The sequence below is a fragment of the Psychrobacter sp. Pi2-51 genome, from assembly GCF_904846665.1.
GTDB lineage: Bacteria > Pseudomonadota > Gammaproteobacteria > Pseudomonadales > Moraxellaceae > Psychrobacter > Psychrobacter glaciei.
This window is the reverse complement of sequence record NZ_CAJHBP010000029.1, coordinates 21,497-36,442: the sequence shown is the minus strand read 5'-3', so window position 1 is coordinate 36,442 and position 14,946 is coordinate 21,497. Positions and strand designations below refer to the sequence as shown.

The window sequence follows — 14,946 nt, the reverse complement described above, 5'->3', positions numbered from 1 at the left end:
GTACTCAAAGAAAAAGTCAGATACTGCTAAGTATCTGACTTCTCATAAACCCTCAACCTATTCTAGGATGGGACACTCTATATTACCGCTCGGCATCTTATCTTCCTATACCGTCATCTATTTATGTTATCCAACAGGTGACAATCCATGACTCATCTATTACAATAACGACCTCCGAGAGGTGTTGCGCCATGACCACGAATATTGCATTGAGAGACTAAAATCATGCAAATTACAGGTTATGTTAGGCTCGGTTAACTGTCGAGCGCCCTATTTTGGTCGCTCACAGCGCAAACAACGGCACCTGCGTTTTTATTCTTTTTATCATACGTTAACCACTGATAGGAGCATATTATGGACGCAGTGTCTACTACACCATCTGCCCATACGATCGACCCCTCTTTCACTGACTATAAAGTCGCTGACATCAGCCTTGCTGATTACGGCCGCCGTGAAATCACCCTTGCTGAAGCCGAAATGCCTGCCCTAATGGGCTTGCGTCGTCGCTACGAAGCAGACCAGCCGCTTAAAGGCGCGAAAATCGCTGGTTGTATCCACATGACCATCCAAACTGCCGTACTTATCGAGACACTAGTCGCGCTAGGTGCTGAAGTACGTTGGACCTCATGTAACATCTTCTCAACTCAAGATCATGCTGCTGCTGCGATTGCTGCTGCTGGTATCTCTGTTTATGCTTGGAAAGGCGAAACAGAAGAAGAGTATGAATGGTGCTTACGTCAGCAAGTTCACGTTGGCGGCGAAGCATCAGGCCAACTTTGGGATGCCAACCTAATTTTGGATGACGGCGGTGACTTAACTGCTTTGATTCATAATGATTATGCTGAGCTTCTTGATAGCATTCATGGTATCTCAGAAGAAACCACTACTGGTGTTCATCGCTTAGTTGAGATGTTAAACAAAGGTACGCTTAAAGTACCTGCCATCAATGTCAACGATGCTGTCACTAAGTCTAAAAATGACAACAAATACGGCTGCCGTCATAGCTTAAACGATGCGATTAAACGCGCTACCGACATGTTCCTTGCTGGTCGCCGCGCTCTAGTCATCGGTTATGGCGATGTGGGTAAAGGCTCTACGCAAAGCTTACGTCAAGAAGGCATGATCGTACGTGTATCAGAAGTCGATCCTATCTGTGCCATGCAGGCATGTATGGATGGCTTTGAAGTATTATCGCCTTACATTAACGGTGATAACACTGGCGGCGCAGAAAACATCAACACACGCTTGCTAGAAGATACTGACATGATTGTTACTACTACTGGTAACTACCATGTATGTGACAGACATATGCTTGCAGCACTGAAACCTGGTGCAGTCGTTTGTAACATCGGTCATTTTGACACCGAAATCGACACCCAATTCATGCGTGACAACTGGCGCTGGGTTGAGATTAAACCACAAGTGCATCAAATCTTCCGCTCAGACGACGAAAATGATTATTTGATTTTGCTTGCTGAAGGTCGCTTAGTAAACCTTGGTAATGCCACTGGTCACCCATCACGCGTGATGGACGGCTCATTTGCTAACCAAGTATTGGCGCAAATGTATTTGTTCGAAGAAAAATTCGCTGACTTGCCAGCTGATGAGCGCACTGACAACTTATACGTCAGAGTATTGCCGAAGAAGCTCGACGAAGAAGTCGCTGCTGCGATGGTTGCCGGTTTTAACGGTACATTGACGAAGCTAACGGATAAACAAGCAGAATATTTGGGTGTACCTGTCGAAGGTCCATTTAAGCCTGACGCTTATAAATACTAAGAGGAGCCAGACTGTGACTAAGCCTGCTTTCTCCTTTGAATTTTTTCCAGCCAAAACCGAACTGGGTCATGAAAAGCTACTCAGCACTTATGATGAGCTGAATAAGCTATCACCTGCGTACTTTTCGGTGACCTACGGTGCTGGCGGTTCAACCCGTAACCGCACTTTAGATATCGTTCAAGCACTATGTGCACGCGGCGATACTGACATTGCGCCGCATATGTCTTGTATTGGTGATGATAAAGCAGAAATCGCTGAATTGCTTGAGCACTACAAAAGCTTAGGTATCAAGCGCCTAGTCGCGCTACGTGGTGACTTGCCTTCAGGTCAGGTGGGTATGGGTGAACTACCATTTGCTGTCGATTTGGTAAAATTCATTCGTGAGCACTCAGGCGATCACTTCCATATTGAAGTGGCCGCGTATCCTGAGATGCACCCACAAGCGCGTAGCTTTGCGTTTGATGTTGACAATTTGGTCAATAAATACCAAGCTGGAGCTAATGCTTCGATTACGCAGTTTTTCTATAACGCTGATAGCTACTTATATTTGCGTGATACCTTAGAAAAGCGTGGGATTGATACCGTAGCACAGCCATTGGTGGCTGGCATTATGCCCATTACCAACTCAAGCAATTTGGTACGCTTTGCCGATAGCTGTGGCGCTGATATTCCGCGTTATGTGCGTAAGCAGTTGGCTGACTTTGGTGATGATCGCAAAGCCATTCGAGAATTTGGTTTTGATGTGGTATATCGTCTATGTGAGCGTTTAATCAATGAGGGTGTACCTGCCATGCATTTTTATAGCATGAATAAGGTTGAGCCGAATAAGCGTTTGGTTGAAGCGTTGGGACTTACCGCTTAGACCTTTGTTGAACTTCTTGTTAAATGACTGGCATTCTTCGGAGTGCCAGTTTTTTCGTTTTACTTATGATCTATCTTGTCTTAACAACTGCTCTACACGACCTGTTTTATTTCCCAAACACCTGTGACAATACCTTTCCCTCCGCCACTCATATTCTGCTAACATGTTGAGAGGGATTATTGTTCAATTAAAGGACTAAACGACTGTGCGACGTTTTTTTTATGCTATCAGTAACGATCTGAACACCACCTTTCCTACCCTTAGCGCATTATCTATTGGTGCTAGTGTCGAATTAACAGACAGCATCGTTCATCATTGGTGCCGAGTATTACGCGCAAATATCGGTGATCAAGGTATTTTGTTTGATGGCTTTGGCGGCGAATATCAGGTAGAGCTACAAGCGATTAGTAAGAAAAATGCAACGGCTACTTTGCTCAGTCATTCAACGGATGACTGCAGCGCCCCTGTATTGACTAAAATAGCATTAGTGATGAGTCGCGGTGAACGAATGGATTATGCCATTCAAAAGTCCACTGAGCTTGGTGTCACTGCTATTCAGCTCCTCAGCAGTCATCATGGCGAAGTCAATCTCAAACCCGCCCAAGTCGAAAAAAAGCTGGCGCATTGGCAACAAATCGCTATCGCTGCCTGTGAACAATGCGGCCTCAATCGCCCTCCTCTTATACTTGCACCACTGTCTATCAATGACTGGTTACGTGATTCAGCGACCGACGCTACAGACACAGCAATATCTGTCAGCGCTGCGGTTAGCCCCATTGTCGCGACACTGAGTGAAGCCCCTTATTATCAAGTATTAAACCAGCCAGCAGATAGCCGTTTGATGATGAGCGTGCCAGCAGCGGGACAACCTCTGCAGCCAGAGACACTATCAATCGCACTAACACAAGACAAACCCTACATTGAGCTGCTAATCGGTCCTGAGGGTGGTCTCAGTAATAACGAATCAGTGCAAGCACAAACAGTAGGCTTTGCGCCTTGGCAGATCGGTAATCGTGTGCTACGAACAGAGACCGCGCCTGTCGTCGCCTTGGCAACGTTGCATGCGCTTAGCCATTAATCACCAAACGCCATTCTGTATATATGCTGATGGTTAGGTTAAATGAAGTGCTCTGATACAACGCTTCTTATTGCTTTGCAAACTGGGAGATAGCTTGAGCCGCTGAGCTTAGGTAATCCATATGACTGACGGTGGTTATTGCTAGCAATGACTGACCAATTTTTTAGACTTGACGTTGACTTAGTGAGTCCAATTATGACTACTTTTACCACCCTACCGCTCTCAGATAAGCAGCAGCTGCTGACACAGTTATGTGAGCAATATGAAGACGCTATCTTTATCTTAGACGCAAACTTTCGTTATCTGTCGGTCAATGCTATTTACGAGATTATGATTGGTTACAGTGAATCTTTTTTGCTGGGGCGACCACTTGGTATATATGCGGCTGAGTTTTTATCAAAAGAAGAGCAAGCTATTTTAAATGATCTTACCAGTCATTTAGACAGTAAGGGATTTTATGAAATTGACTTTTCGATAGCGACTCGCTATGGACAAGTTCTGAATTGCCATATCACTTACCGAAGAATCTATGTGGGAGAAACGGGTTATTATATCGGTGTGGTGCGCGATATGTCGTCGGTCGTAAAAGACAGAAAACAAATGAATCATCTACTCAATTACGATCAACTGACAGGGTTGCCCAACCGCAAGGTTTTTTTGAGTCAGACCAGTGAGCTATTGTTAGAAAGTTATCAAGAAGTCGTGATTGTACGCCTAAACATTGATCGTTATCGTAACCTCGCAAGCCTACTCGGCCCCAACGGTATTAATACTCTCATAGAAAGCTTCGTACTACGGGTCAAAACCTTAAAGCTCGAAGATTTGCATTGTTTTTCACACTTTGGTGGTGATGACTTTGCCCTATTATTCGAATGCACTGATGCCAATTCCGTACGCAATCAGTTAGACCTCTTGATGCAAATGTGTGAGCACCCTTTTTTCGTCAGTAATGAGCCAGCAGAAGATACAGCCATTTATTGTCATATCTCAGTTGGGGTCAGTTTTTTCCCTGAAAATGATTACGAAATGATAGGGTTATTGACCAAAGCTGAAAAAGCCCTACAGTATGTTAAACAGCAAGGTGGTGACGACATCTGTTGGTACAACAAGACCATCGATGAGGCAACTGCCAATAGTTTACAGTTGGAAGCGGAGCTTAGAGCTGCCACCAATGATGTTCAGTTTGTACCCTATTATCAACCGAAATTTTCCTTAGATACTGGGGCTATTACTGGCTTTGAGGCGCTGGTACGCTGGCAGCACCCCACTCGTGGGCTGCTAAAACCTGTTCACTTTATGAATGCCATCATCACGCACAAACTGTCATTTGAGCTGTTCTCACAAATGGCGACTCAAATTGCGGAACAGTTGTCTATTTGGCAAAAACTTGGCTTCGATCAACATATTTGTATTAATGCCGATGCTGCTGAATTTAGCCATCCTGATTTCTTTGAGATGGTGAGCAACTTATTTGTGCAGCACGATATCCATGCCCATCAATTGCATATCGAAGTCACAGAATCCTCTTTAATACAGCGCCATGCTAATGTCAAGAAACAGCTCAACTTACTGAAAGAGTTGGGGATTTGTTTAGCGCTGGATGATTTTGGTACGGGTTATGCCTCTTTAAGCTATCTACAAGAGTATCCTTTTGACTTTATCAAAATCGATAAAAGTTTTATCTCTAAGATTGAAACGGACCGTACCCAATATGCGATCGTCAAGGCTATTTTAGAGTTAGCGGTGGCGCTTGATATGCAGGTCATCGCTGAGGGTATCGAAACCAAACAACAACGCGATTTACTGTTAGACATGGGTTGTAAATATGGACAAGGCTATTGGTTTAGTAAACCCGTGACTGCTGATATCGCAACTGAAATGTTAACGCAGCAATATTTGTCTAAATGATAAGACTCAGTTTTTAATTGCAACTGACTAATCAGTATTTTAATCGAGAATCAGCCAACCATTTTTTAGTCGATCATTATCATTATTTTTTTCGCCTAACGTTGATTGCATAACGGATGCAAGGTAGGTTCATGACTTATCAGTGCTGTTACCAAACTTGTATAATCGCCTATGAAAGCCTATCTTTTATAGTGAATTTGTTAGAGCTTACTAAATATCAAACTGACTCTAACAATCACCATTCTTTTCAATACTATTTTATGCAATCGATACCTTAGATAGGTCTGCGACTTCAACAGACCATCTGGATATAGTCAATCCTGCATCATGCGCTAAACCCTAGCGCTGTCATAGGACGACCAGCTATTATTGATTGCATTACAAAAAGGACAGGAAGTTATGCAATACAAAGCACCTTTACGTGATATTCAATTCGTTATGCATGAACTACTCGATAGCGAAAGCCATTACAAAACGCTACCTGCATTTCAAGAAGCAGACCGCGAGCTAATGGATAGCCTATTTGAAATGGCTGCAAGCTTTGCTGAAAATGAGCTGTCACCATTGAACCAAAGCGGCGATGCGGAAGGCTGCAAGTTTGATAACGGCAAAGTAACGACACCAAAAGGCTTTAAAGAAGCCTATAAAGCGTATTGTGAGCTTGGTTTCCCTGCGTTGTCTGCTGAAGAAGAATTCGGTGGTCAAAACATGCCGTTTTCATTATCAACGGTCATCAATGAGATGGTTGGTACGGCTAACTGGTCATTCTCTATGTACCCAGGCCTATCACATGGTGCGATCCAAACCATTGAGCATCATGGTACTGATGAGCAGAAAAACATCTATTTAGAAAAAATGATCAGCGGTGAATGGTCAGGTACGATGTGTCTGACTGAAGCACACGCCGGTTCTGACTTGGGTATTATCCGTACCAAAGCTGAACCAAAAGAAGATGGTAGCTATAGCATTACTGGTCAAAAGATTTTCATCTCAGCCGGTGAGCATGATTTAACCGACAATATTATTCACATTGTATTGGCGCGTTTACCAGGCGCACCTGCTGGCACAAAAGGCATCTCATTGTTTATCGTTCCTAAGATGACGGTTCAAGAAGATGGTAGCGTTGGCGATAGTAACAATGTCGTTTGTGGCTCTATCGAGCATAAAATGGGCATTAAAGCCTCTGCCACTTGTGTCATCAACTTCGATGGCGCAACAGGTTACCTAATTGGCCCAGAAAACCGCGGCCTACAGTGCATGTTCACATTTATGAACGTTGCCCGTATCGGTACTGCTGTTCAGGGCTTGACTGCAGCAGAGTACGCGTTCCAAGGCTCATTGACTTATGCCAAAGATCGTTTGGCCATGCGCTCTTTGTCAGGTACCAAAGCACCAGAAAAAGTAGCTGACCCGATCATTGTACATCCAGCGGTTCGCAACATGCTATTGACCGAAAAAGCGTTTGCTGAAGGTGGCCGTGCATTGGTTTATTATCTCTCACATTTTGCGGATACTGTGGCAAAAGGTGAAGGAGAAGCGCTTAAATTTGCTGATCAAATGCTGTCATTGTTGACACCAATTGCTAAAGCCTTCTTGACCGAGACTGGTCTAGAAGCGGCAAACCATGGTATACAAGTTTATGGTGGTCACGGTTTTGTCAGCGAATGGGGTATGGAGCAAAACGTCCGTGATACCCGTATCGCTTGTCTATACGAAGGTACCACTGAAATCCAAGCACTTGATCTATTGGGCCGTAAAGTATTGGGTTCACAAGGCAAGCTGCTTGCAAATTTTGTCAAAGTCATCCAAGACTTCTGTGATGAAAACAAAGAAAATGATGAGATGGGTCAATTTATCCGTCCACTGGTCAAGCATCTAAAAGAATGGGGCGACTTAACAGCGCGCATTGGCATGCAAGCCACTGAAAGCCCTGAAGCAGTAGGCGGTGCGGCGGTTGATTACATGTATTTCAGTGGTTACGTGACTCTGGCTTATTTATGGGCACGTATGGCACTTGTGGCACAAACTGCTATTGCTGATGGCAGCAGCGAACCTGCGTTCTATGATGCTAAAATCAAGACGGCTCAGTTCTATTTTGCCAAATTACTTCCACGTACCACCACACACGTAGAGCGTATCAGCACTGGTGTTGAGCCGTACATGAGTATGGATGTTGAGCAGTTTGCCTTTTAATTAAAGACTTTGTAAATTAGCTAAGATACATGATCGGCAACATACCACAGTATGTTGCCGATTTATTTTGTAGCGCTGTTCATCTTGTTAGCATCATGCGTCAATGGTGGCTTTAACACTTGAGATGTATTTCAGCATCACAATAGTCGCTACTAACTTTTGGTGCACGCACAATTCACGAAGAAATACACAAGCTAAGCCTCTAATTTGCTAAACTTTAGCTATTAGCCATTAAGGTTAACTCAAAAAGAACAACCGATAATCTTAATGTATTTAATTTTTATTCATTTGAACTAAAGGACTGCTGATGGCTGTTTATAATGCCCCTCTTAATGACATGCGCTTCATCTTAAATGATGTTTTTAATGCGAATGCATTTTGGCAAAACAACGACAATTTGGCTCATGTTGACATGGACACTGTCGATATGATTTTAGAAGAAATGGCAAAACTGACCAAAAACGTTCTGCTGCCCATCAACCGTAGTGGCGATGAAGAAGGCGCTACTTTTCAGGGTGATGGCGTTGTCACTACCCCAACAGGCTTTAAAGAAGCATATAAGCAATATGCTGAGTCAGGCTGGGTTGGCTTAAGCGGTAACTCTGAATACGGTGGTCAAGGCTTTCCAAAAATGGTGACCATGCTCACCGAAGAGATGGTTTTTACCGCTAACCAATCGTTTGCCCTTTACCCTAACCTAACTGTAGGCGCAACGCTTTGCCTAAATGCAGCGGCCTCTGAAGAGCAAAAGCAAACCTATCTAGAAAAAATGTACAACGGCGAATGGGCTGGCACTATGTGCTTAACAGAGCCACATGCGGGTACTGACTTAGGCATCATCAAGACCAAAGCCGTACCTAACGATGATGGCAGCTATGACATCTCTGGTACTAAGATTTTTATCACGGGCGGTGAGCACGATCTAACTGAAAATATTATTCATTTAGTATTGGCAAAAACACCCAATGCACCAGAAGGCTCAAAAGGCATTTCGCTATTTGTTGTACCAAAATTCTTGGTCAATGAAGATGGCAGCTTGGGTGAACGCAATACATTGGCAGTCGGTTCTATCGAACACAAAATGGGTATCAAAGCATCTGCCACTTGTGTGATGAACTTTGATAGTGCCAAAGGCTGGATGGTTGGTGCCGAAAACACAGGCCTGTCTTCTATGTTCATTATGATGAACTATGAGCGTGTCACTATGGGTCTACAAGGCCTTGGTGGTGCTGAGCTTGCCTATCAAAATGCGGCACTTTATGCCAATGACCGTGGTCAAGGTCGTAGTGATACCCAGTTGCAAAGCCCAGAAAAACCTGCGGATGCGATTATCCATCATGCCGATGTACGCCGCATGTTGTTAAATGCTAAGACCAATACTGAAGCGTCACGTTGCTTTGCCATGTATGTTGCCAAGAACCTTGATGAAGAAAAGTTTAGTACCGATCCAGAAGCAGCCAAAGCGGCTTCCGCTCGCGTTGCCCTACTGACTCCAGTTGCCAAAGCATTTTTGACGGACAAAGCATTAGAAGCCACTATTGATTGTCAGCAAGTATTTGGTGGTCACGGCTATATCCGCGAATGGGGTATGGAACAAATCGTTCGTGATACGCGTATTGCCCAGATTTATGAAGGCACCAATGGCATTCAAGCCCTTGACTTACTAGGCCGCAAAGTGGCGCGCAATAACGGCAAATACGTCACTCATTTCTTAGGTGAAATTCGTGATTTTGTCAATAATATGCAAGCCAATCACGGCATCAAACAAGCCACACTAGATGCCGCTGATACGATTGAAGCGTTGACTAAAACTGTGCTGAGCAACATTGGCGAACGTAAAAACGAAATCAATGGCTGTGCCGTTGACTACATGCATGCCTTTGGCTACCTGTGCTACTCGTATATGTTTGCGTTGATGGTTGAAGCTGCTGACGGCCAAGAAGGCGAGTTCTACACGAACAAAGCCAAGCTTGCTGACTACTTCGTTGGTCGTGTATTGCCACGTATCGATGCGCATGCGCAAATGGTGCAAGCAGGTAGCGATCCTATGATGAACTTTGATCTTGACTACTTTGATGTACCTGCTAACTAATTAGCGATGTTTAATAATTAAAATATCATGACAAAAGGGACAGTATCGCTACTGTCCCTTTTTTTGCCAAAAATATTTTTTAAATAACTGCTAACAAAATAATTAACTATCGATGCATCGTTCCGATTAGAATAACGCAAAGCAAACTATCGCTTAAGTTACTTCATAGTACTACCAAGCTTTTAGTCATAACCTATATTGTATACCAGATAATAATATTCAAAATCTAACAATAAAAACGGTTGAAACCACCATGATAAAGGATGCGACGTGCCAGAATTAAAACGCATTTTACAGCAGATTACGGCGCTAAGTGATGTACCTGATCCTGCGGTACTAAAACGCTTAATAGATGAGCTACGGGTCACTGAAAAAGAGCCGGTCTTGGCCAATGATAATATTCAGAACCTCATTGATGTCATTCGTCAGCATCCAGAATATGGTGACGGCCTTGCCAGTTTTGTACTAAAGCTCATTATCCAATACCGGCAAATTGCACTCTATACCGATACTGGCATTATGTCGGATCAGGGATTTTTTAATAGTTTGCGCCGTTTAGTTGGCCATCGACTTTTGCCAATACTACCGCAAGAGGACTCCGTGGTTGAGTTGGTTGGTTACCTATTTAACAAGCGTTCTGATGAGCGTTGGTTGGCCAATATCGACAAAGAAAAATGGGATGAGCTGGTTGAATTACTGAGAGTCAAAGAAGAACACTTAGATCTAGTCGCCACGGCGAAAAACAGTATTTTAAACGCGATTATCATTTTATCTTATCGCATCAGCGGTCTTGGCTTGCATCCTGACTTGATGGATTCTTACCCGCAAATGCTGAACTACTCAGCCTCTTTTGTGGCCCAAAACCAAGAAGCCGTTTTATTCGTCAATCAATATAGGCAGGCGCATGAGCTTGATACTTTGACTGATATCACCCCCGAAAAAGCCGTCGATCCAGCACCGTTACTTGTCATGATTGAGCAATGCGAAGATATCGTTGCCACGGTTCGCAAACGTATTTATAAGACGGGTATTTCTATTCGACTGACCAATATGATGCTGCGCCTCGACCAAAGCTTGCAGCGTATGCGTATCTTGACTGAACTGGTGACTGATGATTATAACAAGCGTGATCTGGCCGTCATTGAACTGATACAAACGCTGATTACCACTGCCAATCGTCGCTATAGTATCGGCTATTTGATTGATAATAATACCAAACTGCTCTCGCGCAAAGTGACTGAAAACGCGAGCCGTGTCGGTGAGCATTATATTAGTACTGATAAATCCGGCTATCAGAAAATGTTTAAAAAAGCCTCTATCGGTGGCTTTATCATTGCTTTTATGGCGACCACCAAGATATTGGCTTATCATTTAGCCCTCGCACCAATGGGTCGGGCATTTATCAACAGCATGATTTATGGCTTGGGTTTTGTCTTTATCCATGTCATTCGCGGTACCGTTGCTACCAAGCAGCCCGCCATGACGGCGGCGGCTATTGCCTCCACTATATCGGATGGCTCTGGCAAGAAGTCTCATCAGCTAACCAAGCTGTCAGAATTGGTAGTCGATATTTTACGTACCCAATTTGTCGCTATCATGGGTAATGTAATGCTAGCGGTACCGGTCGCTCTTATTATCTCTTTTGCTTGGCTCCAATATACAGGCACGCCGATGATTGATACTGAGAAGGCTGGGCATCTCTTACATGATCTTGATCCTTTTCGCTCGCTCGCCCTTCCCCACGCTGCCATTGCTGGTGTCTATTTATTTTTATCGGGTCTGATCGCTGGTTATTACGACAACTTAGCGGTTTATAACCATGTGGGCGCACGTATACAGCGGCATAAGTTGCTCAAAATCCTACTGCCTAAATCATGGCTACAGCGCTTTGGTGGCTTTGTAGAAGCGAATTTAGGTGCCATCATGGGCAACTTTTTATTCGGGGTGTTCTTAGGCAGCACTGCCACTATCGGCTTTATTTTTGGCTTACCAATTGATATTCGCCATATTGCTTTTGCCTCAGCCAACTTGGCGCATGGACTGTTTAACATGTCCGCTGATGATATAAGCTGGAACGTCATCTTACTGTCCATTCTTGGTGTTGCTCTTATCGGTATCGTCAACTTGATGGTCAGCTTTTCCCTCGCCCTGTTCGTGGCGCTACGCTCAAAAGAAGTGCGCTTCTTTGAATGGGGACGTCTGACCAAATTGGTTTTTGGTCATATTATCAGTCACCCATCTGACTTTTTTTGGCCACGCGACAAACCGATGAAATATGCGCGCATCGATAGCCAAGGTCGTATGATATTTGATGATACTTCAGGGCAAAAAGGCGGTAAGCCTATACCTGCTAATTACGTTGTGCGCCGCTTATCGGACGTAAAAATATTGCCTAAATCCATGCAAGGCAGTATGAAAAATGATCCAGCAGTGACCGACATACAATATGACAATCAAACATCAGACAGTAATTCTGATCCTGAGATGTCTAGTCGTGAAGCGTATAGCACCACCCATTCAACCATGGCCAAACAAGTGATCGATCTCGATGATGGTCTGATGGATGATAACCTCAATAGTGTGCCGTACACCGATGATATTCAATATGATAGGAGCACTAAAACGCTTGATAGCTTTGCGACTAGTAGTAATGAAATAAGCCGTGATGAGGCAGACAATATTGACTCTGATAGCAAAGGTGCTGGCGATGCCAAAACCCCACTGCCAAAACCGAAAAAACCACCCAATCTGCCCAGTTAAATGGGCAGTTTTGGTGGTTTTGATGACACGCTTCAGTTAATGAGCTGCCATAATTATGGCGGATGACAATGCGCACTTGACGTTATTACCGCTTCATCACCCAATCGATAGGCTAATAAATGATTTCCCCAAACACAGCCGCCATCCAAAGCGCGCGCATGTGGCAGATCGACCTCACCTTTTAACGCGGCCCAGTGACCAAACAATATCTTGCGCGTACGGGGTACTTGCCACTCAAACCACGGCAAAAAATCCTTTGGCATCGAATCATCTAAGCTTGCCGTAAAGCTAAATTCGAGCGTGCCATCCTGCTTGCATAAGCGCATACGGGTAAAGTAGTTGGCAATCGCGCGCATTTTGGTAAAGCCGTTGATACCTGTATACCAATCATCGGCCGTCTTGCTATATAAGTGTGGCAACAACCGATCAAGCTGCTTTAAGCTGCCTCGTAATTGCGCCTCTAACTGCTGGGCATAGTCCGCTGCTGCTTCAATGGTCCAATGCGGCGGGATGCCAGCATGTACCAGTACGGTATTGGCATCAGGATAAGCCAGTATCGGCTGCTGACGTAACCAATGTAATAGCTCATCACAATCATCGGCAGCAAAAATTGGTGCGGTCTTGTCTTTTTTCTTAATTTTAGCGGCACCGCGCCAAACAGCGATCAGGTTAATATCATGATTACCCAACACCGTAGCAGCCGCGCCTTGCTCACAGAGCGCCTTGACATCGCGCAACGTATTCAGTGAGTCTTCGCCGCGTGCCACTAAGTCACCTGCAAACCACAATTTATCTTGAGTAGGGTCAAAATCCAATGTTTCGAGTAGATGAAGATACGCCGCATAACAACCTTGCAGATCACCGATGACGTACTGGTGGCGAAAACTCATAAATCCTCTATCTTTTATGTGATGACTTTTATACGATGATTTTTATTCATATCTAGGGCGTGTCCTCAATTCAATTGATCATATCTAAACGGGCTAAAAATGGCTAAATTTTGCCAAACATCGTTAAATAGCTGGTTAATATCCCGATATTATCTGCGCTATTTTCCTTGTTTGACTGCAATTTATCTCATTTTTATCACCATTTTTGAAATGAGGACACACCCTAGATAACTATTTTTGGATGATGAATTAATCTGCTACTTTGCCTGCCTGATTGCTCAAATTGACAAAATCTTTCACACTCAAGACTTCAGGGCGTGCTTGTGGATCAATACCACAAGCGGCAAAGTCATCCTCGCTCAACGTCGGCAACAAGGTTGATTTTTTAAAAATAGCACGTAGGGTCTTGCGACGATGGTTGAAGGTTTCGCGTACCACAATCGCAAAATACTCTTCGTCTTCTGCGACGATAGGTTTGTTGATATGCGGCGTCAGGCGAAATACAGCGCTGGTGACTTTTGGTGGCGGATTGAATGCGCCACGTGGCACAGTTAATAAATAATCCGTATCACAGTGGTATTGCATAATGACCGACAAGCGACCATACGTCTTGCTGCCAACGTCAGCAGTAATACGCTCGACGACTTCTTTTTGCAACATAAAGTGCATGTCTTGAATCACATCGGCATAACTGAGCAAATGAAAAAGTATCGGCGTAGAAATATTATATGGCAAGTTACCCACCACGCGTAGCTTACCGCGCTCGTCGCTATACAACTCACGATAATCGACATGCATAGCATTGTCTTTGATAATTTCAAAATTTGGATGGCTATTGGCACCGATACGAATACGCAGGCTATCCGCCAAATCACGATCCAGCTCTACGACCGTCATCGCATCCACTTCTGCCAATAACGGCTCAGTCAGCGCACCCATACCTGGGCCAATCTCGATTAAATTGTCATCGCGCTCTAAGCGAATGCTCTCAACAATCTCACGGATAACACTGCGGTCATGTAAGAAGTTTTGACCAAAGCGTTTACGCGGTTGGTGTTTGGCAGCCCGTAGGCTATTGGAAATGGTTTGGGCATCAAACGAAGTTTTGGACATAAAAGAGTCTTAATGTATAAAAGAGAAATGGGCTATGGCAGCAATATGCTGGTATTATAATGGCAAATTATACCACAGCTCATAATTAGGCTGTGTTTTTGAGACGTTTTATCGATAAGTTACTCACACCTTAGCGCAACCCACCCGAGACTTTTTATCCTCATAATCATTTGTCATAAGACCCGTTATGGGAATAAGATAAAAGTTATTAATGTGAAAGGTCAGCTTAATCTTTAGATTAAGCTGGGATGGTCTCGCGGTTTTTATTGAA

Annotated in this window: 9 protein-coding genes; 7 read left to right on the top strand and 2 right to left on the bottom strand. The window is 44.0% G+C overall.

Features of this window, described 5'->3' with window-relative positions; translation table 11 throughout:
• Positions 1-354 precede the first annotated feature (354 nt).
• The 7 genes from ahcY to JMY08_RS12260 all read left to right on the top strand — a co-directional run bounded on the left by ahcY (position 355) and on the right by JMY08_RS12260 (position 12,672).
• The gene (gene ahcY / locus JMY08_RS12290) at positions 355-1,779 is read left to right on the top strand and encodes an adenosylhomocysteinase (protein WP_201593560.1); all 1,425 of its coding nucleotides are present in this window, start codon (positions 355-357) and stop codon (positions 1,777-1,779) included.
• Between the two features lie 13 nt (positions 1,780-1,792).
• On the top strand, positions 1,793-2,641 hold the full coding sequence (locus JMY08_RS12285) for a methylenetetrahydrofolate reductase (RefSeq protein ID WP_194618616.1): 849 nt from the start codon (positions 1,793-1,795) through the stop codon (positions 2,639-2,641).
• Positions 2,642-2,846: 205 nt separating this feature from the next.
• Positions 2,847-3,719 (top strand): 16S rRNA (uracil(1498)-N(3))-methyltransferase, encoded by an 873-nt coding sequence (locus JMY08_RS12280; RefSeq protein ID WP_201593559.1) that lies wholly within the window; start codon positions 2,847-2,849, stop codon positions 3,717-3,719.
• A gap of 195 nt (positions 3,720-3,914) precedes the next feature.
• Positions 3,915-5,627 (top strand): putative bifunctional diguanylate cyclase/phosphodiesterase, encoded by a 1,713-nt coding sequence (locus JMY08_RS12275; protein WP_227679677.1) that lies wholly within the window; start codon positions 3,915-3,917, stop codon positions 5,625-5,627.
• Between the two features lie 399 nt (positions 5,628-6,026).
• Entirely contained in the window at positions 6,027-7,820 is a 1,794-nt protein-coding gene (locus JMY08_RS12270) for an acyl-CoA dehydrogenase C-terminal domain-containing protein (protein ID WP_201593557.1), read from the top strand.
• Between the two features lie 307 nt (positions 7,821-8,127).
• Positions 8,128-9,912: an acyl-CoA dehydrogenase C-terminal domain-containing protein gene (locus tag JMY08_RS12265; RefSeq protein WP_189581771.1), complete on the top strand. Its 1,785-nt coding sequence runs from the start codon at positions 8,128-8,130 to the stop codon at positions 9,910-9,912.
• 270 nt (positions 9,913-10,182) lie between these two features.
• Positions 10,183-12,672 (top strand): site-specific recombinase, encoded by a 2,490-nt coding sequence (locus JMY08_RS12260; RefSeq protein WP_201593556.1) that lies wholly within the window; start codon positions 10,183-10,185, stop codon positions 12,670-12,672.
• Between the two features lie 53 nt (positions 12,673-12,725).
• On the opposite strand, the gene JMY08_RS12255 is transcribed toward JMY08_RS12260, so the two are convergent.
• On the bottom strand, positions 12,726-13,562 hold the full coding sequence (locus JMY08_RS12255; protein ID WP_201593555.1) for a symmetrical bis(5'-nucleosyl)-tetraphosphatase: 837 nt from the start codon (positions 13,560-13,562) through the stop codon (positions 12,726-12,728).
• Between the two features lie 249 nt (positions 13,563-13,811).
• The gene (gene rsmA, locus JMY08_RS12250) at positions 13,812-14,675 is read right to left on the bottom strand and encodes a 16S rRNA (adenine(1518)-N(6)/adenine(1519)-N(6))-dimethyltransferase RsmA (RefSeq protein ID WP_201593554.1); all 864 of its coding nucleotides are present in this window, start codon (positions 14,673-14,675) and stop codon (positions 13,812-13,814) included.
• Positions 14,676-14,946: the final 271 nt, after the last annotated feature.

Excerpts from the sequence above, each read along its gene's own strand:
- ahcY (WP_201593560.1), top strand. The coding sequence starts at position 355 with ATGGACGCAGTGTCTACTACACCATCTGCCCATACGATCGACCCCTCT.
- JMY08_RS12275 (WP_227679677.1), top strand. The coding sequence starts at position 3,915 with ATGACTACTTTTACCACCCTACCGCTCTCAGATAAGCAGCAGCTGCTG.
- JMY08_RS12270 (WP_201593557.1), top strand. The coding sequence starts at position 6,027 with ATGCAATACAAAGCACCTTTACGTGATATTCAATTCGTTATGCATGAA.
- JMY08_RS12265 (WP_189581771.1), top strand. The coding sequence starts at position 8,128 with ATGGCTGTTTATAATGCCCCTCTTAATGACATGCGCTTCATCTTAAAT.
- JMY08_RS12255 (WP_201593555.1), bottom strand. The coding sequence starts at position 13,562 with ATGAGTTTTCGCCACCAGTACGTCATCGGTGATCTGCAAGGTTGTTAT.
- rsmA (WP_201593554.1), bottom strand. The coding sequence starts at position 14,675 with ATGTCCAAAACTTCGTTTGATGCCCAAACCATTTCCAATAGCCTACGG.